This window comes from Burkholderia sp. APQ4-4ca (assembly GCF_057837105.1).
Genome location: NZ_JBYQCG010000097.1, coordinates 48031 through 71796 on the forward strand (window position 1 = coordinate 48031; position 23766 = coordinate 71796).

Here is a 23766-nt window from a genome sequence, read left to right on the forward strand (position 1 = left end):
CGGGGAAGCCCCGCGGGCGCGGCGCAGTGCTATGCTTCGCGTCGTTTTCCATCGCCCCCTTTCAGCCGTGCTCTCGTTCCTGCTGAAGCTGCGCACTCGCGCCCGAACGCTGCTCCGCCTGTCGGACGCCCATACGATGCTGATCTGGTCGGCCATCGTCGGCGTCGGCGGCGCCTTTGCCACGATGGCGTTCCGCGAGGGCATCGACCTGATGCAGCGCCTGATCTCGGGGCACAGCGGCAGCTTCGTGCAGATGGCGAAGAGCCTGCCGTGGTACCTGCGATTCTGGATGCCCGCCGCGGGCGGCTTCCTCGCCGGGTGCGTGCTGCTGCTGGCGACGCGCGGCGACAAAGCGGCCGCCACGACCGACTACATGGAATCGGTCGCGCTCGGCAACGGCGTCGTGCCGGTCCGGCAGAGCCTGTGGCGCAGCGTGTCGTCGCTGCTGACGATCGGCAGCGGCGGCTCGATCGGCCGCGAAGGCCCGATGGTGCAGCTCGCGGCGCTCGCCGCGTCGCTCGTCGGCCGCTTCGCGCACTTCGACCCGCCGCGCCTGCGCCTGCTGGTCGCGTGCGGGGCGGCCGCCGGCATCACGTCCGCGTACAACGCGCCGATCGCCGGCGCATTCTTCGTGTCGGAGATCGTGCTCGGTACGATCGCGATGGAGAGCTTCGGGCCGATGGTCGTCGCGTCGGTCGTCGCGAACATCGTGATGCGCGAATTCGGCGGCTACCGGCCGCCGTACGAGATGCCGGTGTTTCCGGCCGTGACGGGCGCCGAGGTGCTGCCGTTCGTCGTGCTCGGCGCGCTGTGCGGCGTGCTCGCGCCGCAGTTCCTGCACCTGCTCGACGCGTCGAAGACGCAGTTCAAGCGGCTGCCCGTGCCGTTGCCCGTGCGGCTCGCGCTCGGCGGCCTCGTCGTCGGCGTGATCTCGGTGTGGATTCCGGACGTGTGGGGCAACGGCTACAGCGTCGTGAACCACATCCTCCATTCGCCGTGGACCTGGCAGGCGCTCGTCGCGGTGCTCGTGTTCAAGGTGATCGCGACCGCCGCGACGGCCGGCTCGGGCGCGATCGGCGGCGTGTTCACGCCGACGCTGTTCGTCGGCGCGGTGTTCGGCTCGCTGTTCGGGCTCGCGATGGGCGCGCTGTGGCCGGGCCATACGTCCGCGTATTTCGCGTACGCGATCGTCGGGATGGGCGCGTTCATGGCGGGCGCCACGCAGGCGCCGCTGATGGCGATCCTGATGATCTTCGAGATGACGCTGAGCTATCAGGTCGTGCTGCCGCTGCTGGTGTCGTGCGTGTTCGCGTATTTCGTCGCGCGCGCGACGGGCACGACGTCGATGTACGACATCACGCAGCACCACCACCAGGACGCGCAGGAGCGGCAGCGGCTGCGCACCACGCAGATGCGCGAGCTGATCCAGCCCGCGCAGACGGTCGTGCCGCTCACCGCGAGCGTCGCCGACATGACGCGCGTGTTTCTCGAATATCCGGTGAAATACCTGTACGTGACCGACGACGCCGGGCGCTTTCGCGGCGCGGTCGCGTTGAAGGACATCACGTCCGATTTGCTCGACAAGCGCGACACGACCGACAAGACGGCCGCGCACTACGCGCACACGCCGTTTCCGCTGCTCACGCCCGACATGCCGCTCGCGACCGCGCTCGAGCGCTTCATGGCGTTCCAGGGCGAACGGCTGCCGGTGATCGAAAGCGAAGCCGAGCCGACGCTCGCGGGCGTCGTCTACAAGACGTCGTTGCTCGACGCGTACCGGCGGATGACCGGCGAGCGCTGACGCGCATCGCCCGCGCCGCCTGCCGTGTTCAGTCCGGTGCGCGCCCCAGCACGACCCGCGCGAAGAACCCCGCGAGCACCGCTTCGGCCACGTCGGCCGACACGTGCTGCGGATCGGCCGTGTAATACGACTGCACGCCGTCGCACAGGCACATCAGCCCGAACGCGAGCGTGTCGGCCGGCAGCAGCAGCGGCGTGCCCGCCCGTTCGGCGAAGCGCTCGATGAATTCGGCCATCTGCACGCGCTTGCCGTGCAGGAACTGGTTGAAGCGCACGCGGAACTTCGCGTCGCGCGCGGCCTGCAGCTTCGCCTCGCCCCACAGCAGCGAGTATTCGTCGTCGCGAAACAGCGTCCGGTAATACGCGAGCGCCATCGATTCCATCTGCTCGCGCGTGCCGCCCCCTTCGAAAATCGCCTCGAAGTCGGCCCGCACCTCGTCGTGGTTGCGCTCCAGCAATTCCAGCAACAGATCGGACTTGCTGCGGAAATTCGAGTAGAACGCGCCGCGCGTATAGCCGGCCGCCGCCGCGATGTCCTCGACGCTCGCGGCCACATAGCCTTTCTTCAGAAAAATGCGATGCGCGGCTTTCAGCAGACGTTCGCGCGTCTGGTCCCTGCTCTGCTCGCGGGTTAAGCGCTGTGGTTTCATGCCGCGCAGTCTAGCATCCCTTCCCTTTCGGATTCATCTTTGCATTCAAATACAGGCGTGTATTAGAATCCGCCACAGTTTCCGAAGATGTCGTTCGTCTGTCCGTGTGCGCCGCTGCCGGCGCCACTTGGGGCAAGCGCCCGCCGCGCTTGCCGGCCTCGTTCCGCTCCACTTCACCTGGGGGTTTCGTGAATCGCTCCGGTTCCCGCGCCGCGCTGCTGATCGGCGCCGCGCTCGTCCTTGCCGCCTGTCATCCGAAAGAATCCGCGCCGCCCGCCCCGCGCCCCGTCGTCGCGCTGCCCGCGCGGGCCGACACCGCCGCCGCCGCGCGCACGTTGCCCGGCGACATCCAGCCGCGCTATGCCACCCCGCTGTCGTTCCGCATCGCCGGCAAGATCATCGAGCGCCGGGTGCGGCTCGGCGATACGGTGAAGGTCGGCCAGGTCGTCGCGCTGCTCGATCCGTCCGACGTCGAAAAGAACGCCGCGAGCGCGCAGGCGCAATTCGATGCCGCGTCGCACAGCCTCGCGTTCGCGAAGCAGCAGCTCGACCGCGATCGCGCGCAGGCCCGCGAAAACCTGATCGCCACCGCGCAGCTCGAACAGACGCAGAACAGCTACACGTCGGCGCTCGCGCAGCGCGACCAGGCGCAGCAGCAGCTCGCGCTCGCGAAGAACCAGCTCCGCTACGCGACGCTCGTCGCCGACCATGCGGGCACCATCACCGCCGAACAGGCCGATACCGGCCAGAACGTGTCGGCCGGCCAGCCGGTCTACCAGCTCGCGTGGTCGGGCGACGTCGACGTCGTCAGCGACGTGCCCGAGGCGGCGCTCGCGTCGCTCGCGCCCGGTCATGCGGCCACCATCACGCTGCCGGCACTGCCGGGCCGCCAGTTCGCCGCGAAGGTGCGCGAAATCGCGCCGGCCGCCGATCCGCAAAGCCGCACCTACCGCGTGAAGCTCACGCTCGGCGCGCCCGATCCGGCGATCCGGCTCGGGATGACCGCGGACGTCGCGTTCGACGGCGCGCCGGCCGCCGGCAATACGCAGCCGATCACGCTGCCCGCGACCGCGCTGTTCCACGACGGCGCGCAACCGGCCGTGTGGGTCGTACGCACGAAGGACGACACGCTCGAGCTGCGCCGCGTCGACGTCGCGCGCTTCAACGAGCGCACCGTCACCGTGTCGCATGGACTGCAGCCGGGCGAGCGCGTCGTGCTGCAGGGCGTGCACACGGTCAGTGCGGGCGAGAAGGTGCGGGCGATCGCGCCGCTGCATCCGGAGGACTTCGCATCGTGAGCGTCTCCCACGAAGAAGGCCGCTTCAACCTGTCCGCATGGGCGCTGCGCCATCAGGCGCTGGTCGTCTACCTGATCGCGCTCGCGACGCTCGCGGGCATCCTCGCTTACACGCGGCTCGCCCAATCCGAAGACCCGCCGTTCACGTTCCGCGTGATGGTGATCCGCACCTTCTGGCCCGGCGCGAGCGCGCGGCAGGTGCAGGAACAGGTGACCGACCGGATCGGCCGCAAGCTGCAGGAAACGCCGGCCATCGACTTCCTGCGCAGCTATTCGCGCCCCGGCGAATCGCTGATCTTCTTCACGATGAAGGATTCGGCGCCCGTGAAGGACGTGCCCGAGACCTGGTACCAGATCCGCAAGAAGGTGGGCGACATCGGCTATACGCTGCCGCCCGGCGTGCAGGGCCCGTTCTTCAACGACGAATTCGGCGACGTCTATACCAACATCTGGACGCTCGAGGGCGACGGCTTCACGCCCGCGCAACTGCACGACTACGCGGACCAGTTGCGCACCGTGCTGCTGCGCGTGCCGGGCGTCGGCAAGGTCGACTATTTCGGCGACCCCGACCAGCGGATCTTCATCGAGGTCGACAACGCGCAGCTCACGCGCCTCGGCATCTCGCCGCAGCAGCTCGGCCAGGCGATCAACGCGCAGAACGACATCTCGTCGGCCGGCGTGCTGACGACCGCCGACGATCGCGTGTTCGTGCGGCCGAGCGGCCAGTTCGACAACGTCGACGCGATCGCGAATACGCTGATCCGCATCAACGGCCGCACGTTCCGGCTCGGCGATCTCGCGACCGTGAAGCGCGGCTACGACGATCCTCAAGTCACGCAGATGCGCATGAACGGCAAAGCCGTGCTCGGCATCGGCGTGACGATGCAGCCGGGCGGCGACGTGATCCGGCTCGGCAAGGCGCTCGACGCCGAATCGAAGGAGCTGCAGGCGCAATTGCCGGCCGGCCTGAAGCTGACCGAGGTGTCGAGCATGCCGCACGCGGTGTCGCATTCGGTCGACGACTTCCTCGAAGCCGTCGCCGAAGCGGTCGCGATCGTGCTGGTCGTGAGCCTCGTGTCGCTCGGGCTGCGCACCGGGATGGTCGTCGTGATCTCGATCCCGGTCGTGCTCGCGGTCACCGCGCTGTTCATGTACCTGTTCGACATCGGGCTGCACAAGGTGTCGCTCGGCACGCTCGTGCTCGCGCTCGGGCTGCTCGTCGACGACGCGATCATCGCGGTCGAGATGATGGCCGTGAAGCTCGAGCAGGGCTACAGCCGCGCGCGCGCCGCCGCGTTCGCGTACACCAGCACCGCGTTTCCGATGCTGACGGGCACGCTCGTCACGGTGTCGGGCTTCCTGCCGATCGCGCTCGCGAAATCGAGCACCGGCGAATACACGCGCTCGATCTTCGAGGTATCGGCGATCGCGCTGATCGCGTCGTGGTTCGCGGCCGTCGTGCTGATCCCGCTGCTGGGCTATCACATGCTGCCCGAGCGCAAGCGGCACGCGCACGAGGCGCACCTGCCGGACGATCACGAGCACGACATCTACGACACCCGCTTCTACCGGCGGCTGCGCGGCTGGATCGACTGGTGCATCGAGCGGCGCTTCGTCGTGCTGCTGATCACGGGCGCGCTGTTCGTCGTCGCGATGATGGGCTTCTCGCTGGTGCCGCAGCAGTTCTTCCCGAGCTCCGACCGGCCCGAGCTGCTGGTCGATCTGCGGCTGCCCGAAGGCGCGTCGTTCGCGGCGACGCTGCGCGAGACCGAGCGGCTCGAGAAAGCGATCGACAAGCGTCCCGAGATCGACCACGCGGTGAACTTCGTCGGCAGCGGCGCGCCGCGCTTCTACCTGCCGCTCGACCAGCAGTTGCAACTGCCGAACTTCGCGCAGTTCGTGATCACCGCGAAATCGGTCGAGGATCGCGAGAAGCTCGCGACCTGGCTCGAAACCACGCTGCGCGACAGATTTCCGGCCGTGCGCTGGCGCCTGTCGCGGCTCGAGAACGGGCCGCCGGTCGGCTATCCGGTGCAGTTCCGCGTGAGCGGCGACAGCATCGCGACGGTCCGCTCGATCGCCGAGAAGGTCGCGGCGACGATGCGCGGCGATGCGCGCACGGTCAACGTGCAGTTCGACTGGGACGAGCCGGCCGAGCGCTCGGTGCGCTTCGAACTCGACCAGAAGAAGGCGCGCGAGCTGAACGTCACGTCGCAGGACGTGTCGAGCTTCCTCGCGATGACGCTGTCGGGCACGACCGTCACGCAGTATCGCGAGCGCGACAAGCTGATCGCGGTCGACCTGCGCGCGCCGCGCGCCGACCGCGTCGACCCGGCGAAGCTCGCGGGCCTCGCGCTGCCGACGCCGAACGGCCCCGTGCCGCTCGGCTCGCTCGGCCGCTTCACGCCGACGCTCGAATACGGCGTCGTGTGGGAGCGCGACCGCCAGCCGACCATCACCGTGCAGTCGGACGTGCGCGCCGGCGCCCAGGGCATCGACGTCACGCATGCGGTCGACGCGAAGCTGAACGCGCTGCGCGCGCAGCTGCCGGTCGGCTATCAGATCAACATCGGCGGCTCGGTCGAGGAAAGCGCGAAGGCGCAGACGTCGATCAACGCGCAGATGCCGCTGATGGCGATCGCCGTGTTCACGCTGCTGATGATCCAGCTGCAGAGCTTCTCGCGCGTGCTGATGGTCGTGCTGACCGCGCCGCTCGGGCTGATCGGCGTGGTCGCGACGCTGCTGCTGTTCGGCCAGCCGTTCGGCTTCGTCGCGATGCTCGGCGTGATCGCGATGTTCGGGATCATCATGCGCAACTCGGTGATCCTGGTCGACCAGATCGAGCAGGACATCGCGGCCGGCCACGGCCGCGTCGACGCGATCATCGGCGCGACCGTGCGGCGCTTCCGCCCGATCACGCTGACGGCCGCGGCCGCCGTGCTCGCGCTGATCCCGCTCTTGCGCTCGAACTTCTTCGGGCCGATGGCGACCGCGCTGATGGGCGGCATCACGAGCGCGACCGTGCTGACGCTGTTCTACCTGCCCGCGCTGTACGCGACGTGGTTCCGCGTGAAGCGCGACGAACGCGACCCGCAGGACGGGCCGCCGCCAGGCGCCACGCCTGCCGCGCCGTCGGGAGTCTGACCATGGATCGATCGATGACCCTGAAAAAGAAAGCCGTGCGGGCGCTCGCCGCGGCGAGCGTCGCCGGCCCGCTCGCGGGTTGCGCATGGTTCGCGCCGAGCGGCGAGCCGCCCGCGATGCCGTCGCCCGCGCACTACGGCGCCGCGCCGCAAGTCCAGCAGACCGTATCCGCGCAAGGCGTCGCGCAGCAGTTCGAAGTCGGCGCGCAGCCGGTGCCGGACTGGTGGAAACAGTACCGCTCCGACGCGCTGAACGCGCTCGTCGACGAAGGGCTGCGCAACAGCCCGACGCTGAGCGCGGCGTCGCATTCGCTGGATGCCGCGCGCGAACAGTTGCGCGGGCAGATCGGCAGCTCGATGCTGCCGTCGATCGACGCGGTCGGCCAGGCCACGCGCCAGCGCGCGCTCGGCGTGCCGATTCCCGCGCTCGGCGCGCCGACGCTGCTGTACGACACGTTCGTCGGGCAACTGCAGGCGAGCTATACGGTCGACCTGTTCGGCGTGTCGCGCTTCGCGAACCGCGCGCTCGCGAAACGCGTCGACGTCAGCGCGTTCCAGCTCGAATCCGCGCGGCGCGCGCTGGCCGCGAACATCGTGACCGCGTCGATCACTGTGTCGGTGCTCAATGCGCAGATCGACACGACCGAGCGGCTCGTCGCGCTCGCGAACGACCAGGCGCACGACGCCGAGCGCCGCCATGCGCTCGGTTCGGCCTCGCGCAGCGACGCGCTGAATGCCCGGCAAAGCGCCGACACGTTCGCGGCTGGCTTGCCCGCACTGCGCCAGCAGCGCGACTCGGCGCGCCACGCGCTCGCGGTGCTGGTCGGCCGCACGCCCGACCGGCCGCCGGCCGATCTCGCGCTCGCCGATCTGCACCTGCCCGAGCAGGTGCCCGTCGTCGTGCCGTCCGATCTGCTGCAAAGCCGTCCGGACATCCAGGCCGCCGACGCGGGGCTGAAGGCCGCCGCCGCCGAGGTCGGCCTCGCGACCGCGCAGATGTTTCCGCAACTGTCGCTGTCGGCGGCGATGGGCAAAGGCGGCTTCAGCTGGCCGGCGATGCTGTCGGGGGCGGGCGCGATCTGGAACGTCGGCGCGTCGTTGAGCCAGCCGATCTTCCACGGCGGCGCGCTGCTCGCGCAGCGCCGCGCCGCGAAGGCGACCTACGAGGCCGCGGTCGACCAGTACAAGCAGGCGGTGCTCGGCGCGTTCCAGAACGTCGCCGATTCGCTCGCGGCGCTCGAGCACGACGCGGAGGCGCTCGATGCGTCGTCGCGCGCCGCGCTGTCCGCCCGTGGCGCATACGACGACGCGGCCGCCCGCGTGCGGCTCGGTGCGCTGCCGCCGTCGGCCGCGCGCGCGAGCGAGTTGCAGTACCGCAATGCACGGCTCGACGAGATTCGCGCGACCGGCGCACGGTTCGCGGATACCGCGCGGCTTTACCAGGCGATGGGCACGCCGCCGGCCGGCAACGGCGACACGTCCGGTAAAAACGCCCAAGCCACCGGCGACGGCACGGGCAGCACGCAGGCCCGCGCCGCCGCGCCCGCCCCTTCGGCGCAATCACCGCAGTAACCGCCCCTCCGATCGGACGCGCGTGCGAACTCCCGCCACGCGCGTCCGATCGCCGATCTTCCGCTTGACCCTCACGTAGCGTAACGTTCGAGACTCCAGTGTGCGCACCGAACGGAGGAACGAATGCGGCTGAAAGTGGGAGACCTGGCGAAACGCAGCGGGCTGACCGTCCGCACGCTTCATCACTATCACGCAATCGGTCTGCTGACGCCTTCGGCGCGCGCCGACAACGGCTACCGGCTGTACGACCGCGACGACATCGCCCGGCTCCACCAGATCCAGGCCCTGCGTCGCTTCGGACTGTCGCTCGCCGAAATCGGCGACTACCTGAACCGGCCCGGCACCCCGCTCGTCGATCTCGTCGCGAAGCAGATCGCGTCGCTCGATCGCCAGCTCGCGCAAACCGCGCAGCTGCGCGAGCGGCTCGCGAGCCTGCATGCGCAGCTCGCGGCAGGCACCGAGCCGGAACTGGCCGATTGGCTCACCACACTGGAGTTGATGACCGTGTACGACAAATATTTCTCCGAGGAAGAACTCGCGCGCCTGCCGATGTACCGGAAGAGCCAGGCCGGCGACGCGGAATGGATCGCGCTCGTCGACGAGGTCCGTACGCTGCACGAGGCGGGCGTGCCCGCCGAGGACGAACGCGTGCGGGCGCTCGCCGCGCGCTGGATGGCGCTGCTGGTGCGCGACACGAACAACGATCCGCGGCTGCTCGCGAAGCTGAACCTGATGCACGCGCAAGAGCCGTCGATGCAGTCGAAGATCGGTATTTCAACCGCGTTGCGCGACTACGTACTGCGCGCTTCGTCGGAAACGAAGATGCGGCTCTTCGAGAAGTACCTCACACCAGACGAGAGCCGGTTCATGCGCGCGCATTACCGTGAACGGGCGATGGAATGGCCGCAACTGATGGCCGACGTGCGCGACGCGATCGATGCGGGCGCGCAGCCCGATTCGCCGCAAGGCCGCGCGCTCGCGCAACGCTGGCTCGAGCTGTTCCGCAGCTACGCGGGCCACGATCCGGCCACGCACGCGAAATTCCGCCAAGCGCTGATGAACGAGCCGGCGCTGACGAAGGATTCGTGGACCGACGAGACGCTGCTCGGTTTCATGCGCGAGGCGATGGCGCAGCTGGCGCCGGCGCGCTGACCGCATGATTCCCGGGCGGCACGCGGGTTTCCCGTGTGCCGCCCGTTTCACCACGGGCAGCAGGAATCCCACGCCCAATGGCCGGCCAAGCCCCGCCTAGTCGTTACGCAGGCTGATCCCGCGCCAGCGCTTCATCATGTAACGCAGAAACGCGGGCTGCCCCTTCAGGTCCGCGTTCGGCACGGGCGCCGCGCCGCCGTCGACGAACTTGCCGTTGATCGTCACGGTTTCCTCGCCGCGCAGCACGTATTTCGTGCCCGCGTCGATCAGGAAGTACTTGACCTGATCGGCGCTCACGTCGCCGCGGCAACCGATCTTGTACGCGAACAGGAACTGCTTGCGGCCGTTGCCGAGCAGGTCGCGCATTTCGATCGACTTCGGCACGACGTCGAGAATCACGTCGACCGGGCATGCCTTCACGTAGTCGCGCACCATCCAGTCAGGGCGGCCGTCGAGCGTCGCGGACACCTTGAGTTCGACGTCGTCGCCGGACTCGGTTCTGGCGAGCGTCACCGCATGCGCACCGGCCGCATCGGTCCACGTGTAGTCGGCGGCGTGCGCCGGGCTGGCCAGTGCCGCGGCTGCAAGCAACAGGCAATGCAAGAGGGCATGTCTTTTCATCGGCGATGGAGAAAACGGGAATCGAACGCGCCATTATCGATAAAGCCGCCCGCCGCCGCCAGCCGCGCGCGCGACGCCCGCTCAGCGCTCGCGCGTGCCAAGCCCGAGCGCCTTCATCCGGCGGTACAGCGTCCGTTCGCTCAATCCGAGCTGCGCGGCCAGCGCCTTGCGCGTGCCGTCGAACGTGCGCGCGATCCGGACGAGCTCCGCGTCCGACACGCCGCGCGCATCCGCCGCCGGTGCGTGCGGCGCCGCCGCGGCCGCGACGAGCTCGGCCGGCAGATGTTCGACGCGGATCGTGCCGTCATCGGCGAACAGGCACGCGCGTTCGAGCACGTTGCGCAGCTCGCGGATGTTGCCGGGCCATGCATACGCGTCGAGGCACGCCCGCGCGCGCTCGGTCAGCGTGAACGGCCGGGCATTCGCGTCGCCCGCCTTGCCGCGCGCGTTCGCGATCCGCCGCAGGATCGATTCGGCCAGCAGCGCGACGTCGCCCTGCCGCTCGCGCAGCGCCGGCAGCGGAATCGGAAACGCGTTGATCCGGTAGTAGAGATCCTGCCGGAACCGGCCGTCGTCGATCATCTCGCGCAGCGGCTTGTGCGTGGCCGCGACGAGCCGGAAATCGGCGCGCAGCGCCTCGACGCCGCCCACGCGCCGGAACGTGCCCGATTCGATCAGCCGCAGCAGCTTCACCTGCATCGGCAGCGGCACGTCGCCGATCTCGTCGAGAAACAGCGTGCCGCCCTGCGCGGTTTCCACGAGGCCCGGCTTGCGCTGGTTCGCGCCGGTGAACGCGCCCTTCTCGTAGCCGAACAGTTCGCTCTCGAACAGCGTCTCGGCGATCCCCGAGCAATCGACGACGACGAACGGCCCCATCGCGCGATCGCTCGCCTCGTGCAGCGCGCGGGCGAACAGCTCCTTGCCCGTGCCCGATTCGCCGAGCAGCAGCACCGGCAGCGTCGAGGGCGCCACGCGCTGCAACGCGCCGAGCGCCGCGTTGAACGCGTCCGAGCCGCCGACGAGCCCTTCCGCGCTCGGCTGCGCGGACGCGCTGCGTACCGTCGTCAGCCGCTCGACGTACGCGATCACGTTGCCGTGTGCATCGAAGATCGGCCGCAGCTCGACGTCGACATGCTCGGGGCCGCGCGGCGTGTGATGGATGTGCAGCACGCGGTTCAGCCCGCGCGATTCGAGCGCCTGCTTCATCGGGCAATGCTCGCCGGCCTGGTCGCACGGCACGTCGTAGTGATGCGATACCTGGAAACAGTGCCGGCCCACGTGCTCGACGCCCGCCACGCCGAACTGGCGCCGGTACGCATCGTTCGCCGCGAGGATCCGGTAGTCGGGGTCGACGACGATCATCGGCTGCGGGTCTTGCTCGAGATACGCGACGAGCGCGCGGACGTCCGGCATCGCGTCGCGGCGCGGGACGGGGACGATCGGAATGGTGTCGTGCGGATTCATGCGGCGGCTCACTCGGCGAAGGAGCGCCCGGACGGACTGCCAGGCTGACTGCCAATTCTGCCACGACACTGCCAGTTGTGGCAGCCCCCGTCCGCCACCGGATGTCGCCGCCGCCTTCTCGACGCCGCCAATGCGCCGAAAACCCGAGCCGAATCAAGTCGTTGCCACATCAACCGGTGCCGCGCCGCCGGCTGGCATGCTTCTTGAGATAAAGACCGCGATTGCAGATGCAGAACCCGATCGAGGACACCCCGTGAGCAACGCCCCCGCCCTGGCGGTCGAAGGCTTTTTCGACCCGGCCACCCACACCGTCAGCTATCTCCTGCTCGATACCGCGAGCCGCGCGTGCGCGCTGATCGACAGCGTGCTCGACTACGACCCGAAATCCGGCCGCACGCGCACCGCCAGCGCCGACCGGCTGATCGCGCGCGTCGCCGAACTCGGCGCGACCGTGCACTGGCTGCTGGAGACGCACGTGCACGCCGACCACCTGTCGGCCGCGCCGTACCTGAAAGCGCAGGTCGGCGGCCAGATTGCGATCGGTTCGCACGTGCGCCGCGTGCAACACGTGTTCGGCACGCTGTTCAACGCAGGCCCCGGCTTCGCGGAAGACGGCCGCCAGTTCGACCGGCTCGTCGACGACGGCGACACACTCGCGCTCGGCGCGCTGACGATCCGCGCACTGCACACGCCGGGCCACACGCCCGCGTGCCTGACCTACTGCGTGGAAGACGCGACGCAGCGCGCGGCGTTCGTCGGCGACACGCTGTTCATGCCCGACTACGGTACGGCCCGCTGCGACTTCCCCGGCGGCGACGCGCGCACGCTGTACCGTTCGATCGCGCGCGTGCTCGCGCTGCCGCCGGACACGCGCCTCTACCTGTGCCACGACTACCAGCCGGGCGGGCGCGACGTGCAGTTCGTGACGACCGTCGCCGAGCAGCGCCGCGCGAACGTGCACGTGAAGGACGGCGTGACCGAGGACGATTTCGTCGCGATGCGCACCGCGCGCGACGCGACGCTCGACATGCCCGTGCTGATGCTGCCGTCGGTGCAGGTCAACATGCGCGCCGGCCACCTGCCCGAACCCGAGAACAACGGCGTGCGCTACCTGAAGATTCCGCTCGACGCGATCTGAGCCGCGCGCCCCACCGGAGACCCCGACATGACCATCCGCAAGCTGACCGACACGCTGTCGGTCTCGCCGCAGATCGCGGCGGCCGACCTGCCCGCGCTTCACGCGGCGGGCATCCGCGCGATCATCTGCAACCGGCCCGACGGCGAAGGCGCCGACCAGCCGACCGTCACCGAGATCCGCGCGGCCGCCGCGCCGCTCGGCATCGACGTGCACTACCTGCCGGTCGATACCGGCAAGGTGACCGACGACCAGGCCGCGCAGTTCGGCGCGCTCGTCGCGTCGCTGGACGGGCCCGTGCTCGCGTACTGCCGCAGCGGCACGCGGTCGGCCACGCTGTGGGCGCTGTCGCAGGCGGCGCTGCGCCCGCTGGACGACCCCGTCGCCACCGCCGGCGCGGCCGGCTACGACCTGAGCGCGCTCGCCTCGCGTATCGCGCAGGGCGGCCGCCGCGCGGCGCCGGCCGTGGACGCGCGGCACGACATCGTGATCGTCGGCGCCGGTGCGGCCGGCATCGCGGTCGCGTCGAGCCTGCTCGCGCGCGACGCGTCGCTCGACATCGCGGTGATCGATCCCGCCGACGTCCACTACTACCAGCCCGGCTGGACGATGGTCGGCGCGGGCGTGTTCCGGCCCGAGACGACCGCGCGCCGAATGACCGACCTGCTGCCGCGCGGCGTGCAACGGATTCAGGCCGCGGTCGCGGGCTTCGAGCCCGACGCGCACGCGGTCGTGCTCGACGGCTGCCGGCGCATCGGCTATCGCAAGCTCGTCGTGTGTCCGGGGCTCAAGCTCGACTGGCATGCGATCGACGGCCTCGCCGCCACGCTCGGCCGCAACGGCGTCACGTCGAACTACCGCTACGATCTCGCGCCGTACACGTGGGAGCTCGTGCGCGCGTTCCGCGGCGGCCATGCACTCTTCACGCAACCGCCGATGCCGATCAAGTGCGCGGGCGCGCCGCAAAAGGCGATGTACCTGTCGTGCGACCACTGGCGGCGCATGGGGCGCCTCGATGCCGCGAACGTCGAATTCCTGAATGCGGGCGGTGCGCTGTTCGGCGTCGCCGATTACGTGCCCGCGCTGATGGAGTACGTGAAAAGCTACGACATCGCGCTGTCGTTCGGCCACAACCTCGTCGCGATCGACGGGCCCGCACGCCGCGCGACGTTCTCGCGCGCGCTGCCGGACGGCGGCAAGGAAACCGTCGAGCGTGCGTTCGACATGATCCACGTCGTGCCGCCGCAGAAGGCGCCCGATTTCGTGCGCGCGAGCCCGCTCGCCGACGCGGCCGGCTGGATCGACGTCGATCCGGCGACGCTGCGGCACAAGCAGTTCGCGGACATCTACGCGCTCGGCGACGTCACCAACACGACCAACGCGAAGACGGCCGCGGCCGCGCGCAAGCAGGCGCCCGTCGTCGCGCACAACCTGCTCGCGTCGCTCGGCCGCGCGCACGGCGACGCCGCGTACGACGGTTACGGCTCGTGTCCGCTCACCGTCGAGCGCGGCAAGATCGTGCTCGCCGAATTCCTGTACGGCGGCAAGGTCGCGCCGACCTTCCCCGCGTGGCTGATCGACGGCAAGCGCCCGTCGCGGCTCGCGTGGCTGCTCAAGGAGCGCGTGCTGCCGCCGCTCTACTGGAAGGCGATGCTCAAGGGCCGCGAATGGCTCGCGAAGCCCGCGATCGCACGTTGACCGGAGCGCGATGACGTCATGCTGATTTCCCTCGTACTCGGCGGCTTCGTGGGCGCCGTGCTCGGCCTGACCGGCGCCGGCGGCGGCATTCTCGCGGTGCCCGCGCTCGTCGTCGGGATGAGCTGGCCGATGCAGCAGGCCACGCCCGTCGCACTCGTCGCGGTGGCCGGCAGCGCCGCGCTCGGCGCGCTCGAAGGCTTTCGTCGCGGGCTCGTGCGCTATCGCGCGGCGCTGCTGATGGCGGTGGCCGGCGTGCCGCTGACCACGCTCGGCGTGCGGCTCGCGCACGTGCTGCCGCAGCGCCTGCTGCTCACGCTGTTCGCGCTGACGATGCTGGTCGTCGCCGGCCGCCTGCTGCGACAGGCGCTACGGCAGCAGGCGACCGACGCGGATGCGTCGCCGCTGTGCGTCGGCCGCGTGAATCCCGATACGGGCCGGCTCGTGTGGTCGTGGCCCGTGGGCATCGCGCTGGCGTCGACCGGCGCGGTCACGGGCTTGATGACGGGCTTGCTCGGCGTCGGCGGCGGCTTCGTGATCGTGCCGATGCTGCGCAAGTTCACGAACGTGTCGATGCATGGGGTGGTCGCGACGTCGCTGATGGTAATCGCGCTGGTGGGCACCGGCGGCGTGCTGGCGACGCTCGTGTCGGGCACGCGCGCGCCGCTCGACGTGACGCTGTGGTTCAGCGTCGCGACCGCGCTCGGCATGGCCGCCGGCCGCAGCGCGTCGCGCCACCTCTCCGCACGGCACGTGCAGGCCGGGTTCGCGGCCGTGCTCGTCTGTGTCGCGGTGGGGTTGCTGGCGAAGGCGGCGTTCGGCGCGTGAACTCTCGGCGCACGAGGACACGCGCCATCAAAACAAAACGCCCGGCCCGACTCGTCGTCGGCACCGGGCGTTTTTCATGACGGCCGCAACCGGCGTATCAGGCCGCGAACCCCGCCATCCGCTTGCGCTCCTGACGCAGCATCACGAAGTTCGCGATCACGACGCCGGCCGTCACCGCGATGATGAACAGCGTCGCGAGCGCGTTCATCTCCGGGTTCAGCCCGAGGCGCACGCGCGAGAACACGACGAGCGGCAGCGTCGTCGAGCCGGGGCCCGACAGGAACGCCGACAGCACGAGGTCGTCGATCGACAGCGTGAACGACAGCAGCCAGCCCGCGACCAGCGCCTGCGAGATCAGCGGCAGCGTGATCGTGAAGAACACCTTCAGCGGCGTCGCGCCGAGATCGAGCGCCGCTTCTTCCAGCGACGGATTCAGCTCGCGCACGCGCGACTGCACGATGATCGCGACGTACGAGATGCACAGCATCACGTGGCCGAGCCAGATCGTGAACACGCCGCGCTCAGCCGGCCAGCCGATCCACTTCGCGAGCTCGATGAACAGCAGCAGCAGCGAGATCCCCTGGATCACCTCGGGGATCACGAGCGGCGCATTGATCATCCCGCTGAACAGCGCGAAGCCGCGAAAGCGGCCCATCCGCGCGAGCACGAAGCCGGCCCACGTGCCGATGAACACCGACGCGAACGCGGTCAGCACGCCGATCTTCAGCGACAGCCACGCGGCCGTCAGCAGTTCGTCGTCCTCCACGAGCGCCGTATACCAGCGGAACGAAAAGCCCGACCACACGGTGACGAGCTTCGACTCGTTGAACGAATAGACGATCAGGCTGATGATCGGGATGTACAGGAACGCAAAGCCGACGAACAGCGCCGCGAACTGCAGGTAACGATTCGGCTTCATCGACGGCCTCCCTGTTCCTTCGCCTGGAAGTGCTGGAACATCGCCATCGGCACGAGCAGCAGCAGCACCATCGCGCAGGTCACGGCAGACGCCATCGGCCAGTCCGCGTTGTTGAAGAACTCGTTCCACATCACGCGGCCGATCATCAGCGTATTTGCGCCGCCGAGCAGCTCCGGAATCACGTACTCGCCGACCGCCGGGATGAACACCAGCAGACAGCCCGCGATGATCCCGTTCTTCGACAGCGGCAGCGTGATCCGCACGAACGCCTTCCACGGCTTCGCGCCGAGGTCGTACGCGGCTTCGAGCAGGCGCAGGTCCATCTTCACGAGGTGCGCGTAGAGCGGCATCACGAGGAACGGCAGGTACGAATACACCATCCCGATGTATACCGCGTAGTTCGTGCGGTACAGCTCGATCGGCGTATGGGTGAGCCCGATCCACATCAGGAAGTTGTTCAGCAGCCCGTTGTTCTTCAGGATCCCGATCCAGGCATACACGCGGATCAGGAACGACGTCCAGAACGGCAGCATCACGCCCATCATCAGCAGGTTGCGGGTGGCCGGGTTCGAGCGCGCGATGTAGTACGCCATCGGATAGCCGAGCAGCAGGCACAGCAGCGTCGTGATCGCGGCGACCCACACCGAGTTCACGTAGGTCGCGAAATACAGGCTGTCCGTGAACAGGAACGCGTAGTGCGACAGGTTCAGCGCGATGTGCACGACGCCGTCGGTATACGACGCGAGCTCCGTATACGGCGGGATGCCGAGCTGCAGCTCCGCGAAGCTGATCTTTACGACCAGCACGAACGGCACGAGGAAGAACAGCACGAGCCACGTGAACGGGCCAGCCACGACCGCCGTGGCGCCCGTCAGGTTGAAGCGCCGCACCGGCCACTCCAGCAGGGACTTGAACGCGTTCATGACGTCAGCACCACGCCGGCGGTCGCGCTCCAGCGCACGTAGATCTCGTCGGCGAGCGCGGGCGTGTCGAGTTCGGAAATCGCGAGGCTCGACACGTTCGCGATCACCGTCTTGCCCCCGTCGAGCTTCACGTGATACAGCGAATAGCCGCCCATGTACGCGACGTTGCTGATCCGGCCGCGCGCCCAGTTGAACGCGCCTTCGGGCGGCTTGCGCGTGAGCGCGATCCGCTCGGGGCGCACCGACACCGTGACCGGCATCCCGAGCGGGCCCGAGATCCCGTGGCTCACGTACAGCCGGCTCGGCAGTTCGGGCGATTCGATGTACACGTGATCGGGTTCGTCCTCGACCGTCACGCCGTCGAACAGGTTCGTCGAACCGATGAACTCGGCCGAGAAGCGGCTGTTCGGGTATTCGTACACCTCGTTCGGCGAGCCGATCTGCACGATCTGGCCTTCGCTCATCACCGCGAGACGGTTCGCCATCGTCATCGCCTCTTCCTGGTCGTGCGTGACCATGATGCAGGTGACGCCGACCTTGTTCAGGATGTTGACGAGCTCGATCTGCGTACGCTGGCGAATCTGCTTGTCGAGCGCGGACATCGGCTCGTCGAGCAGCAGCAGCTTCGGGCGCTTGACCAGCGAACGCGCGAGCGCGACGCGCTGCTGCTGGCCGCCCGACAACTGGTGCGGCTTGCGCTTCGCGTACTTGCCCATCTGCACGAGTTCGAGCGCGGACGCGACGCGCGCCTTCAGCTCGGCCTTCGGCGTGCCTTCCTGCTTCAGCCCGAACGCGACGTTCGACTCGACCGACATGTGCGGAAACAGCGCATACGACTGGAACATCATGTTCACGGGCCGCTTGTACGGCGGCATCTGCGCGAGATCCTCGCCGTCGATCAGGATCTTGCCCGACGTGACCGTCTCGAGGCCCGCGAGCATCCGCAGCAACGTCGACTTGCCGCAGCCCGAGCTGCCGAGCAGCGCGAACAGCTCGCCCTGGCGCACGGTCAGGTTGACGCTGCGCACGGCCTCGGTGTCGCCGAATTTCTTGACGACGTCGACGATCTGGACAAAGTTCTCGGCGCGCGCATCGGCGCCGGAGGAGGAAACGGAGAACGGCGCGCCTGCGACCGGCGCACCCGACTGGCTATTCATGATGTGCTGCTTCTCTCCTGCGTTAGACGAACAAAGCCCCCGGGGGCACCAGGGGCTTCATGACTACGGGTTCACTTCGGCTCGCGTCAGCGGCCCGACTTCAGCTCGGTCCACAGACGCGTCTGCAGACGCTGGATTTCAGGCGGCAGCGGCTTGAGCAGGAACAGCGTCTTCACGACGTCGGCCGGCGGGTACACGGCCGGGTCGTTCGCGACGTCGGGCCGCACGTACTTGCGTGCCTCGGTGTTGGCGCTCGGGTAGTACACCGCGTTCGTGATCGCCGCGTGCACCTTCGGATCCTCGATGTAGTTGATCCATTGCAGCGCGGCTTCCTTGTTCTTCGCATCCTTCGGGATCGCCATCACGTCGAACCACACGGGCGCGCCGCCCTTCGGAATGTAGTACTCGATCTTGTACGGCTTCTTCGCCTCGATCGCGCGATGCTTCGCGATCACGACGTCGCCCGACCAGCCGAACGCGAAGCAGATGTCGCCGCCGACCAGGTCGTTGATGTAGCCCGACGAGTTGAATTGCGTGATGTACGGACGGATCTTCTTCAGCACGTCCATCGCGGCCTTGTAGTCGGCCGGGTTCGTGCTCATCGGATCCTTGCCGATGTAGTGCAGCGTCGCCGCGAACATCTGGTCGGGCGCGTCGAGCACCGACACGCCGCAGGTCTTCAGCTTCGCGAGGTTTTCCGGCTTGAACAGGATGTCCCAGTTGTCGAGCGGCACCTTGCCGAGCGCCTGCTGCGCCTTCGTCAGGTTGTACGCGAGGCCGGTGGTGCCGTATGCCCAGGGCACCGAGTACTTGTTGCCCGGGTCCGCGCCGGCGACGAGCGCCATCAGTTGCGGATCGAGGTACTTGAGGTTCGGCAGCTTCGACTTGTCGAGCGGCGCGAAGATGCCGGCGGCGATCTGCTTGCCCGCGTAGTTGCTGGTCGGCACGACGATGTCGTAGCCCGAGCTGCCCGTCAGCAGCTTCGCCTGCAGCGTGTCGTCGCTGTCGTAGTTGTCGTAGCGAACCTTGACGCCCGTCTGCTTCTCGAAGTTCGGGATCGTGTCCTTCGCAATGTAGTCCGACCAGTTATAGACATTGAGCTGCGTATCCTTCGCCGCTGCCGCCGAAGCCCCCACGCACAGCGCGAGCGCTGCGAACCGGCCCACTACCTTTGCTTTCATCCCGTTCTCCCTTCGGCCGGACGCGTTGCCCGGCTGCCGTCTGCCTCGTCATGGCGGCGCATTCTGGTGTGCCGCCCCTCGAAAACCCCGAAAACTACCATCATTCGCGCCCCGTCACAAAAAAATCGTGCCGGTGTCGCGCAAACGGAACAGATTCCCGCCGCCGCTCGGTCGAGCCGCCCGTGCGGCGGGGCGTTCCGGGGGAATTCTATCGGGTAATCGGCGGCTGTCCACCGGGAAAAACGGGCAGCGGCGACGCGGCTTTCGGATGGCGGGCGGCGGCGCCCGGCCCCGGCGGCCGGCCGGGGCCCCGCGATGCATTAAAATGGCGGCTGACGATTCAACTGCGCGAACCCTCCCGATGGCCTCCAATCTTCACGACCTGCCCGACAGCCCCTGCATCGGCGTGTGCTCGACGCTCTTCGACGAAGTCTGCAAGGGCTGCGGCCGCACGGCCGCCGAAGTGTCGAACTGGGTGTTCCTGAGCGACGACGAAAAGCGCGCGGTGTGGGAGCGCATCACGCGCGAAGGCACCGCGATGCGTTTCCAGTACGACAAGCTGTAAATTCGCCGCACAAAAAAAGAGCGGCATGCCGACCGCCATGCCGCCAACCCCAACTCTGTTCTTGTTTCGTCGCGCCTAGAATTTCATCCCGACGCCCACGCCGACGATCAGCGGATCGATGTGCAGCGTGCCGATGCCCTTGTCGCCGAGCGTCGCATCGGTGCTCATCCAGATCTTCTTCACGTCGACGTTCATGAACACCTTCTTCGTCAACTGCACGTCCACGCCGAACTGCAGCGCGGGGCCGAAGCTGCTCTTGTTGATCGACACGCCCTCCCCGCCGACGTTGAGCCCGTTGTTGTAGAAGTACGTGTAGTTCAACCCTGCGCCGAAGTAAGGACGCACCTTGCCGGCATGGTTGAAGTGATACTGCAGCAAGAGCGTCGGCGGCAGCACGCCCACGCCGCCGAGATTGCCGAGGCTCGACGTCAGTTGATGCCGCGACGTGCCGAGGATCAGCTCGACGCCAAGGTAGTCGCGGATCATGTACGTGAAGTCGAGCTCGGGCACGATCGCGTTGTTCACGCCCGTGTTGATCGCGCCGAGCGTGTCGCTCGCGCGTTCGTTCGGCTGGATGCTGATCGCGCGAAGCCGGACCAGTACGTCACCCTGGTTGATGCCGTCGCCCGGCGACGCCGCGTGCGACAGCGACGGCATCGCGACGAAGCTGGCCGCGACGGCGGCTGCGGTGACACAAGTTCGAATCGTTTTATGCATGGTACGGACCCCCAAAGAATGGTTTCCATTCTCCCTGTAGGGTCTTTTCGTCATCTTGATATTGGTCAAGCCACCGTAAACGTGGGACGGTTTGCCGCAGGCTCGGTCGCACTGCCCGTCAGCAGCAGGTCGAGCAGATCGCGCACGCTGCGGATCGCGCGGCCGAACGGCAACGCTTCGCGGCCGCGGAAGAACAACCCGTTCGCGACGTCGCCGCACAGCGCGGCCGCGAGCCGCGTGTCGATGCAGAAGTGGCCGAATTTCTCGATGCCGTCGCGCAGCCCGCATACGCTCAGGCATTCGAGCGCGGTCGGGCAACGCTGCTTGAACGCGCCGAGCTTGTTGCGAATGCGCGTCTCGTTGCGTAGGTAACGATCGAGCCACGGCGTCTTCACCGCGCGTGCCGGCAGCCCCGTCACGCTGACGAATTCGACGATGTCGTCGGGCGTCGCATCGGCGAGCACGCGCTTGAAGTGCGGATGCGCATCGCCTTCTTCGGTCACCGCGAACGGCGTCCCGACCTGCACGCCGTTCGCGCCGGCCGCGAACGCCGCGCGCACCGTGTCGTGACTGTTGATCCCGCCCGCGACGATCAACGGGATCGTGTCGCGGGCGAGGCCGAGCGACGCCATCACCTGCGCGGTCTCGTCGAGCACCCGTGCGAAATCGAAACGACCGTCGTGCATGTCGTCGATCTGCGTCACGCCGAGGTGCCCGCCCGCGTGCGCCGGATGCTCGATCACGATCGCATCGGGCAGGCGCCCCTTTTTCATCCACTTCTTGAGCACCAGCGCGATCCCGCGGCTGTCCGACAGGATCGGGATCAGCGCGATGTCGTGCCCTTGCGTGAGATCGGGCAGATCGAGCGGCAGGCCCGCGCCCATCACGATCGCGTCCGCGCCCTCGTCGCACGCGACCCGCACGTAGTCCGCATGCGCGCTCACCGCCTTCATCACGTTGACCGCGATCATCCCGCGCCCTTCGCTGTACGTTTTCGCGAGACGGATCTCGCGCGCGAGCGCGTCGAGGTTCGCCGCTTCGAGCGTCGCGCGATCGGGTTGCGCGCGGCAACGCGCGAGCAGATCCGCATGATGGTGGCGCAGGTCGATGCTCGCGATCGTGCCGACCGCGCCTTCGCGCGCGACGCTGCCCGCCAGCCGGTGCGCGGAGATGCCGACGCCCATGCCGCCCTGCACGACGGGCAGCAAGGTGCGGCCGCGGATCGTCAGCGGCGGAAAGGAAGTGCGTACGGTCATCTGAAACCTCGTCGGAACATCGAAATCGCGATGATCGACGATCCACCGCCGCGCACCTTGACGGCCGTCAATAAAAAAACGGCACGCGAGCGTGCCGTTGCGCGGTCAGGCGGGACGAAACGCTCAGGCCGGCTTCGCCGGCTTCAGCTGCATCGACTTGTATTCGAGGTATTCCTCGAGCCCGTACACGCCGTTCTCGCGGCCGTGCCCCGACTGCTTGAAGCCGCCGAACGGCGCGGCGCCGTTCCACGCGCCGCCGTTGATGTCGACCTGCCCCGTGCGGATGCGGCGCGCGACGCGCATCGCGCGTGCGTCGCTGCCGGCCCACACCGCGCCGCCGAGCCCGTATGGCGAGTCGTTCGCGATCCGCACGGCCTCGTCTTCGTCGCGATACGTGATGATCGACAGCACCGGCCCGAAGATCTCTTCCTGCGCGATCGTCGCCTTCGGATCGACGCGGCCGAACACGGTCGGCTTCACGAAGAAACCCTTCGCGAGCCCTGCCGGCAAGCCGGTGCCGCCCGTCACGAGTTCCGCGCCTTCGTCGATCCCGCGCTGGATGTAAGCCTGCACGCGCTGCTGCTGCGCGGCCGACGCCAGCGCGCCGAGGCGCGTCGTCTCCTGCCGCGGGTCGCCCGCGACGTACGTCTCGGCCGCGGCCTTCGCGATCTCGCGCGCTTCCTCGTAGCGGGCTTCCGGCACCAGCATCCGCGTATGCGCGGAGCAGGTCTGGCCCGCGTTCAGGTAGCACGCGTTGACCGTGCCCTTCACCGCCGTCGCGAAATCGGCATCGTCGAGGATCACCGACGCCGACTTGCCGCCCAGCTCCAGCGCGACGCGCTTGACGCCCGCGGCCGCCAGCTCGGCCACGCGCTTGCCCGCGCGCGTCGAGCCGGTGAACGACACCATGTCGACGTCCGGATCGGTGGCCAGCACCTCGCCGACGACCGGGCCATACCCGCACACGAGGTTGAACACGCCGGCCGGCAGCCCGGCCTCGTGGATCGCTTCGGCGAGCATGAACGCGTTGAGCGGCGCGACTTCCGACGGCTTGAGCACCACCGTGCAGCCGGCCGCGAGCGCCGGGGCGACCTTCAGCGTGATCTGGTTGAGCGGGTAGTTCCACGGCGTGATCGCCGCGACGACGCCGACCGGCTCGCGCACCACCAGCGAATTGCCGACCCGCGCCTCGAATTCGAACGATTCGGCGAGCTTCGCGTACGCCTTCCAGTTGTAGACCGGGCCGCCGACCTGGATCGCGCGCGACAGCTTGATCGGCATGCCGACTTCCCCGGTGATCGACTGCGCGAGTTCCTCGCTGCGCGCCTGCAGATGCTCGACGATCTTGCGCAGGTAGCCCGCGCGCGTCGCGGCCGGCGTGGCCGCCCACGCGTCGAAGGCCGCGCGCGCCGCGCGGATCGCGTCCTGCGCGTCGGACGCGGCGCCCTCGGGAATCCGGCCGATCACGGCTTCGGTGCCCGAATCGATCACGTCGATCGTGCCGGCGCCGGCCGGTTTGCGCCATGCGCCGTCGATGTAGAACTGGTCGTAGATTTTCATCGCTTTCCGCCTCCAGGGAAGCCGACATTCTAGCGAGCGTTTCGGCGGCTGGTGTGACGAATGACAGCCATCCGAAAGGGCGGCGCGCCCTCGCGCCGAATGCTCCGCCGGGTGACGCGCATGGCCGCGGC

General features: G+C 68.5%; 19 protein-coding genes. 9 read left to right on the top strand and 10 right to left on the bottom strand.

The window, feature by feature from the left end; genetic code table 11:
• Positions 1-67 precede the first annotated feature (67 nt).
• Positions 68-1801 carry a ClcB-like voltage-gated chloride channel protein gene (locus tag AC3IFE_RS11060; protein ID WP_489190571.1) on the top strand — a complete coding sequence of 578 codons (1734 nt, stop codon included), beginning with the start codon at positions 68-70 and terminating at the stop codon, positions 1799-1801.
• Between the two features lie 28 nt (positions 1802-1829).
• On the opposite strand, the gene AC3IFE_RS11065 is transcribed toward AC3IFE_RS11060, so the two are convergent.
• Positions 1830-2450, bottom strand: coding sequence for a TetR/AcrR family transcriptional regulator (locus tag AC3IFE_RS11065; RefSeq protein ID WP_489190536.1), 621 nt, complete (start codon positions 2448-2450; stop codon positions 1830-1832).
• Between the two features lie 188 nt (positions 2451-2638).
• On the opposite strand from AC3IFE_RS11065, the gene AC3IFE_RS11070 reads away from it, so the two are divergent.
• The 4 genes from AC3IFE_RS11070 (at position 2639) to AC3IFE_RS11085 (ending at position 9614) form a co-directional block, all read left to right on the top strand.
• The gene (locus tag AC3IFE_RS11070) at positions 2639-3748 is read left to right on the top strand and encodes an efflux RND transporter periplasmic adaptor subunit (protein ID WP_489190538.1); all 1110 of its coding nucleotides are present in this window, start codon (positions 2639-2641) and stop codon (positions 3746-3748) included.
• Positions 3745-6891: an efflux RND transporter permease subunit gene (locus AC3IFE_RS11075; RefSeq protein ID WP_489190539.1), complete on the top strand. Its 3147-nt coding sequence runs from the start codon at positions 3745-3747 to the stop codon at positions 6889-6891. Before AC3IFE_RS11070 ends, AC3IFE_RS11075 begins: the two co-directional genes overlap by 4 nt.
• A 2-nt stretch (positions 6892-6893) precedes the next feature.
• A complete protein-coding gene (locus tag AC3IFE_RS11080; RefSeq protein ID WP_489190540.1) occupies positions 6894-8462 on the top strand; it encodes an efflux transporter outer membrane subunit in 1569 nt (522 codons plus the stop codon).
• Positions 8463-8585: 123 nt separating this feature from the next.
• Positions 8586-9614 carry a MerR family transcriptional regulator gene (locus AC3IFE_RS11085; RefSeq protein ID WP_489190541.1) on the top strand — a complete coding sequence of 343 codons (1029 nt, stop codon included), beginning with the start codon at positions 8586-8588 and terminating at the stop codon, positions 9612-9614.
• A 96-nt stretch (positions 9615-9710) separates the two neighbouring features.
• Here AC3IFE_RS11085 and AC3IFE_RS11090 read toward each other — a convergent pair whose 3' ends face one another.
• Both AC3IFE_RS11090 and AC3IFE_RS11095 read right to left on the bottom strand, forming a co-directional pair.
• On the bottom strand, positions 9711-10235 hold the full coding sequence (locus AC3IFE_RS11090) for a M949_RS01915 family surface polysaccharide biosynthesis protein (RefSeq protein ID WP_089467527.1): 525 nt from the start codon (positions 10233-10235) through the stop codon (positions 9711-9713).
• An 81-nt stretch (positions 10236-10316) separates the two neighbouring features.
• Positions 10317-11699 (bottom strand): sigma-54 interaction domain-containing protein, encoded by a 1383-nt coding sequence (locus AC3IFE_RS11095; RefSeq protein ID WP_489190542.1) that lies wholly within the window; start codon positions 11697-11699, stop codon positions 10317-10319.
• A 253-nt stretch (positions 11700-11952) separates the two neighbouring features.
• On the opposite strand from AC3IFE_RS11095, the gene AC3IFE_RS11100 reads away from it, so the two are divergent.
• Genes AC3IFE_RS11100 through AC3IFE_RS11110 form a run of 3 tightly spaced genes read left to right on the top strand, consistent with a single transcriptional unit; the run spans position 11953 to position 15357 of the window.
• Positions 11953-12837 carry an MBL fold metallo-hydrolase gene (locus tag AC3IFE_RS11100; protein WP_489190543.1) on the top strand — a complete coding sequence of 295 codons (885 nt, stop codon included), beginning with the start codon at positions 11953-11955 and terminating at the stop codon, positions 12835-12837.
• A gap of 27 nt (positions 12838-12864) precedes the next feature.
• On the top strand, positions 12865-14532 hold the full coding sequence (locus AC3IFE_RS11105; RefSeq protein WP_489190544.1) for a bifunctional protein tyrosine phosphatase family protein/NAD(P)/FAD-dependent oxidoreductase: 1668 nt from the start codon (positions 12865-12867) through the stop codon (positions 14530-14532).
• Positions 14533-14550: 18 nt separating this feature from the next.
• On the top strand, positions 14551-15357 hold the full coding sequence (locus tag AC3IFE_RS11110; RefSeq protein ID WP_089467531.1) for a sulfite exporter TauE/SafE family protein: 807 nt from the start codon (positions 14551-14553) through the stop codon (positions 15355-15357).
• A gap of 97 nt (positions 15358-15454) precedes the next feature.
• Here AC3IFE_RS11110 and AC3IFE_RS11115 read toward each other — a convergent pair whose 3' ends face one another.
• The 4 genes from AC3IFE_RS11115 to AC3IFE_RS11130 form a co-directional block, all read right to left on the bottom strand.
• The gene (locus AC3IFE_RS11115) at positions 15455-16276 is read right to left on the bottom strand and encodes an ABC transporter permease subunit (protein WP_089467532.1); all 822 of its coding nucleotides are present in this window, start codon (positions 16274-16276) and stop codon (positions 15455-15457) included.
• Positions 16273-17199, bottom strand: coding sequence for an ABC transporter permease subunit (locus AC3IFE_RS11120; protein WP_089467533.1), 927 nt, complete (start codon positions 17197-17199; stop codon positions 16273-16275). The genes AC3IFE_RS11115 and AC3IFE_RS11120 overlap by 4 nt, the downstream gene beginning before the upstream one ends.
• Positions 17196-18356 carry an ABC transporter ATP-binding protein gene (locus tag AC3IFE_RS11125; protein WP_069620801.1) on the bottom strand — a complete coding sequence of 387 codons (1161 nt, stop codon included), beginning with the start codon at positions 18354-18356 and terminating at the stop codon, positions 17196-17198. The genes AC3IFE_RS11120 and AC3IFE_RS11125 overlap by 4 nt, the downstream gene beginning before the upstream one ends.
• A gap of 86 nt (positions 18357-18442) precedes the next feature.
• Positions 18443-19537 carry a polyamine ABC transporter substrate-binding protein gene (locus AC3IFE_RS11130; RefSeq protein ID WP_489190545.1) on the bottom strand — a complete coding sequence of 365 codons (1095 nt, stop codon included), beginning with the start codon at positions 19535-19537 and terminating at the stop codon, positions 18443-18445.
• Positions 19538-19898: 361 nt separating this feature from the next.
• Between AC3IFE_RS11130 and AC3IFE_RS11135 the strand changes: the two genes are divergently transcribed.
• Positions 19899-20102 carry a DUF1289 domain-containing protein gene (locus tag AC3IFE_RS11135; protein WP_006493160.1) on the top strand — a complete coding sequence of 68 codons (204 nt, stop codon included), beginning with the start codon at positions 19899-19901 and terminating at the stop codon, positions 20100-20102.
• Between the two features lie 75 nt (positions 20103-20177).
• Here the strand turns inward: AC3IFE_RS11135 and AC3IFE_RS11140 are convergent, their stop codons facing one another.
• The 3 genes from AC3IFE_RS11140 to AC3IFE_RS11150 all read right to left on the bottom strand — a co-directional run bounded on the left by AC3IFE_RS11140 (position 20178) and on the right by AC3IFE_RS11150 (position 23635).
• Positions 20178-20819 (bottom strand): OmpW/AlkL family protein, encoded by a 642-nt coding sequence (locus AC3IFE_RS11140; protein ID WP_089467535.1) that lies wholly within the window; start codon positions 20817-20819, stop codon positions 20178-20180.
• A gap of 65 nt (positions 20820-20884) precedes the next feature.
• The gene (locus AC3IFE_RS11145; RefSeq protein WP_489190546.1) at positions 20885-22075 is read right to left on the bottom strand and encodes an NAD(P)H-dependent flavin oxidoreductase; all 1191 of its coding nucleotides are present in this window, start codon (positions 22073-22075) and stop codon (positions 20885-20887) included.
• Positions 22076-22198: 123 nt separating this feature from the next.
• On the bottom strand, positions 22199-23635 hold the full coding sequence (locus AC3IFE_RS11150; protein WP_489190547.1) for an aldehyde dehydrogenase family protein: 1437 nt from the start codon (positions 23633-23635) through the stop codon (positions 22199-22201).
• Between the last annotated feature and the right edge of the window lie 131 nt (positions 23636-23766).

What these genes read in the sequence shown, in the direction of transcription:
- AC3IFE_RS11065 (WP_489190536.1), bottom strand. Translation starts at nt 2,450, where the DNA reads ATGAAACCACAGCGCTTAACCCGCGAGCAGAGCAGGGACCAGACGCGC.
- AC3IFE_RS11080 (WP_489190540.1), top strand. Translation starts at nt 6,894, where the DNA reads ATGGATCGATCGATGACCCTGAAAAAGAAAGCCGTGCGGGCGCTCGCC.
- AC3IFE_RS11085 (WP_489190541.1), top strand. Translation starts at nt 8,586, where the DNA reads ATGCGGCTGAAAGTGGGAGACCTGGCGAAACGCAGCGGGCTGACCGTC.
- AC3IFE_RS11090 (WP_089467527.1), bottom strand. Translation starts at nt 10,235, where the DNA reads ATGAAAAGACATGCCCTCTTGCATTGCCTGTTGCTTGCAGCCGCGGCA.
- AC3IFE_RS11095 (WP_489190542.1), bottom strand. Translation starts at nt 11,699, where the DNA reads ATGAATCCGCACGACACCATTCCGATCGTCCCCGTCCCGCGCCGCGAC.
- AC3IFE_RS11105 (WP_489190544.1), top strand. Translation starts at nt 12,865, where the DNA reads ATGACCATCCGCAAGCTGACCGACACGCTGTCGGTCTCGCCGCAGATC.
- AC3IFE_RS11110 (WP_089467531.1), top strand. Translation starts at nt 14,551, where the DNA reads ATGCTGATTTCCCTCGTACTCGGCGGCTTCGTGGGCGCCGTGCTCGGC.
- AC3IFE_RS11115 (WP_089467532.1), bottom strand. Translation starts at nt 16,276, where the DNA reads ATGAAGCCGAATCGTTACCTGCAGTTCGCGGCGCTGTTCGTCGGCTTT.
- AC3IFE_RS11120 (WP_089467533.1), bottom strand. Translation starts at nt 17,199, where the DNA reads ATGAACGCGTTCAAGTCCCTGCTGGAGTGGCCGGTGCGGCGCTTCAAC.
- AC3IFE_RS11125 (WP_069620801.1), bottom strand. Translation starts at nt 18,356, where the DNA reads ATGAATAGCCAGTCGGGTGCGCCGGTCGCAGGCGCGCCGTTCTCCGTT.
- AC3IFE_RS11130 (WP_489190545.1), bottom strand. Translation starts at nt 19,537, where the DNA reads ATGAAAGCAAAGGTAGTGGGCCGGTTCGCAGCGCTCGCGCTGTGCGTG.
- AC3IFE_RS11135 (WP_006493160.1), top strand. Translation starts at nt 19,899, where the DNA reads ATGGCCTCCAATCTTCACGACCTGCCCGACAGCCCCTGCATCGGCGTG.
- AC3IFE_RS11140 (WP_089467535.1), bottom strand. Translation starts at nt 20,819, where the DNA reads ATGCATAAAACGATTCGAACTTGTGTCACCGCAGCCGCCGTCGCGGCC.
- AC3IFE_RS11145 (WP_489190546.1), bottom strand. Translation starts at nt 22,075, where the DNA reads ATGACCGTACGCACTTCCTTTCCGCCGCTGACGATCCGCGGCCGCACC.
- AC3IFE_RS11150 (WP_489190547.1), bottom strand. Translation starts at nt 23,635, where the DNA reads ATGAAAATCTACGACCAGTTCTACATCGACGGCGCATGGCGCAAACCG.